The 2209-nt window shown below is 32.1% G+C and carries 6 protein-coding genes; all 6 read right to left on the bottom strand.

The window, feature by feature from the left end:
- Nucleotides 1–246: 246 nt before the first annotated feature.
- Genes ACKI3D_RS03395 through rpl37A form a run of 6 tightly spaced genes read right to left on the bottom strand, consistent with a single transcriptional unit; the run spans nucleotide 247 to nucleotide 2145 of the window.
- Nucleotides 247–531 (bottom strand): DUF3194 domain-containing protein, encoded by a 285-nt coding sequence (locus tag ACKI3D_RS03395; RefSeq protein WP_407392353.1) that lies wholly within the window; start codon nucleotides 529–531, stop codon nucleotides 247–249.
- A gap of 35 nt (nucleotides 532–566) precedes the next feature.
- Nucleotides 567–914 carry a prefoldin subunit beta gene (locus ACKI3D_RS03390; RefSeq protein ID WP_407392352.1) on the bottom strand — a complete coding sequence of 116 codons (348 nt, stop codon included), beginning with the start codon at nucleotides 912–914 and terminating at the stop codon, nucleotides 567–569.
- A gap of 39 nt (nucleotides 915–953) precedes the next feature.
- A complete protein-coding gene (locus tag ACKI3D_RS03385; RefSeq protein WP_407392351.1) occupies nucleotides 954–1220 on the bottom strand; it encodes a KEOPS complex subunit Pcc1 in 267 nt (88 codons plus the stop codon).
- Complete coding sequence (locus tag ACKI3D_RS03380) at nucleotides 1213–1698, bottom strand: Brix domain-containing protein (protein WP_407392350.1); 486 nt, start codon at nucleotides 1696–1698, stop codon at nucleotides 1213–1215. The genes ACKI3D_RS03385 and ACKI3D_RS03380 overlap by 8 nt, the downstream gene beginning before the upstream one ends.
- A gap of 42 nt (nucleotides 1699–1740) precedes the next feature.
- Nucleotides 1741–1872 carry a DNA-directed RNA polymerase subunit P gene (locus ACKI3D_RS03375; protein ID WP_082706360.1) on the bottom strand — a complete coding sequence of 44 codons (132 nt, stop codon included), beginning with the start codon at nucleotides 1870–1872 and terminating at the stop codon, nucleotides 1741–1743.
- A 3-nt stretch (nucleotides 1873–1875) separates the two neighbouring features.
- Nucleotides 1876–2145 (bottom strand): 50S ribosomal protein L37Ae, encoded by a 270-nt coding sequence (gene rpl37A / locus ACKI3D_RS03370; protein WP_067041681.1) that lies wholly within the window; start codon nucleotides 2143–2145, stop codon nucleotides 1876–1878.
- Nucleotides 2146–2209 lie beyond the last annotated feature (64 nt).

The following is a 2209-nucleotide window of genomic DNA, read 5'->3' as shown; positions in this document are numbered from 1 at the left end:
AAATAATAAAATCGGGTTGATAAAGTTTATTTGAAAAAAGTAAAGTAAAAGTTTGAAGTAAAAAAAGAGGAGGGAATTTGAAAGATAGTATTACGTGTTAAGCCTAATAATAATAAGTTATTGGATTACTTCAAACTACAATTTAAAGTTGTACTTAATAGTATAAATACTTTTTCATTAAAAAGTATTACTTCATATAATAAAAAGATATGAAAAACGTAATACTAAAATAATGAAAAAAAATAATTATTCCCTGAAATTATCGTCAATATAGGAATCGAACTTCAAATAAGCTTCATCGATAGCTTGGGATATCTGATCTTGAGTAATTTCAGACAGCTCATCAAACAATACTCCAACGTCAACATCAACATCTAACTGATTGTTTTCATAGCTAAGAACGATATCCAAATCTAAATCTTCGATTTCCTTGGCAGGTAGAGCTTTTGAAACTTCACGTTCAAGAATTTCACCGAAATCATCAGAAATAGTTGCCAAATCCTCTTGAGACAATACTTTTAATTTTGACATGGTATCCAAAAAAAGAAAAATAAGAAAGTATCAGCCTATTGGCCCATACCTTGCATTGCAGCCTGAATAGTAGCTTGCATTTCTTCAAGTTTTTTCATGACTCTTTCTTCTTGGCGAGTCATAGTTTGTTTTCTTAACTCGAGAGTTTCTAATTTGTCTTCCATTTCAGCTAAAGCATCATCGTATGGGATTTTGATGAGTAAAGTACCAGCTTGTTTGAATACTTCAGTACTATCATCGGTTTTTTTAAGTTCTTCTAATGCTTTTTGGGTTTCTTGAATTTGAATTTCAACATTTTGAACTTGCATGCCTACTGCTTGAGCTTGTTGTTGTAATTGTTGGAACTGATTTAACTGTTCTTGAATATTTTCAGGAATCTCCATAATATCACCTTTTAAGTTTAATTAGTAATTATATAAACATTAATTTGTCAAGTTATTTATTTCTAATGCCAATTTAATCCACTTCATTGCTGAGTTTACAGAAGCCCTAAAGGAAGTGGAATCTTCCGCATCAATGTCAATCAAAATATTAGACCCGTCCAATTCCAATGTCATGGATGATCTAAAGTCGGGAGCCGTATCAAATTCCAAAAGGATGGAATCATAAATTATTTTGGCCTGACTACTAGTTTCGAATTCAATAGCGATGTTGCTCTTTACGCTTTCAAGAGGGCTTTCATCAATCATTACTTACCTCTAGAATCTTTTTGACATTTATTTGGAAATTTATCTTTTCTCCAAACTTGTTTATGAAATTGATTTTAGCTACTGAATCGTCGCTTTTTGAAATTAAAATGTAGTTTTCCTCTGCCTTGTATACCAAATCCATATCCAAAATCTTATGTAAAACGTCAAGTTCGCTGACTTCGGACACTATTTTCAATTGAGATGGAGCAATGTTCATTTTTTCTGATTCTTCAGATGCCCCAATAAGGATTGAAAGCAATAATTCTCCTTTATTTGAATAAAAAGAAATTCTGCTTGGATTGCCTTTGATTTCATTGACAATAGCCAAGTTAAATTCGTCCACTTCCAGAGCCTTAAGCAAAAGCTCACGCATATTCATTTTCCCTCTGTTGACAGAGTTTGAACCTGTTGCATGGGCTAAATTTTTACAGAACTTTCTAGTCTTTTGAGAAGGTTTTCTAGAAGTTGAAATTAACATTTTAAATCAAAAATAGTAAAAAATTTAGTAAAAGCAGATAAATTATCTTGCTTTTATTATTCTAGTAGTTTCTGGAACATTCTTAAATAAAATCCTATATCTGCATTTAGGACATTTATTTTCCATGTAGCTTTTATGGTCTACTTCTGCTCCACAACGTGGACATCTGTACAAGGCCTATTCCTCCACTTTAATGTCTCTGATACTGCGTGCTGCAGATTTTGCCATAGGGGTTTGTGGAATGTAAGCTCCACCGGTAAATACTGCACCACATTTTCTGCATTTCCAAATTCCAGCAGCTTGTCTTTTTACGTAAGGTCTAGCACATTTAGGACAAACATGGTCTTTTTTCATGTTTTCTTCAATAATCTTTACAGATCTTTTAGCTTTTCTTCCGTATCTTGCACCGAACCTTCCTGTAATACCCACTTTTTTAGTTCTTGCCATTTATATTCTCTCCGTTAACAATAAAATTTAATTAAATGTAAATCAGTTGATTATCTAAAATAAT

This window comes from Methanobrevibacter sp., assembly GCF_045586545.1.
Classification (GTDB): Archaea; Methanobacteriota; Methanobacteria; order Methanobacteriales; family Methanobacteriaceae; genus Methanocatella.
The sequence above is the reverse complement of the archived record's forward strand: the minus strand, read 5'-3'. Positions and strand labels throughout refer to the sequence as shown.

Excerpts from the sequence above, each read along its gene's own strand:
- rpl37A (WP_067041681.1), bottom strand. The coding sequence starts at position 2,145 with ATGGCAAGAACTAAAAAAGTGGGTATTACAGGAAGGTTCGGTGCAAGA.
- ACKI3D_RS03395 (WP_407392353.1), bottom strand. The coding sequence starts at position 531 with ATGTCAAAATTAAAAGTATTGTCTCAAGAGGATTTGGCAACTATTTCT.
- ACKI3D_RS03390 (WP_407392352.1), bottom strand. The coding sequence starts at position 914 with ATGGAGATTCCTGAAAATATTCAAGAACAGTTAAATCAGTTCCAACAA.
- ACKI3D_RS03380 (WP_407392350.1), bottom strand. The coding sequence starts at position 1,698 with ATGTTAATTTCAACTTCTAGAAAACCTTCTCAAAAGACTAGAAAGTTC.
- ACKI3D_RS03385 (WP_407392351.1), bottom strand. The coding sequence starts at position 1,220 with ATGATTGATGAAAGCCCTCTTGAAAGCGTAAAGAGCAACATCGCTATT.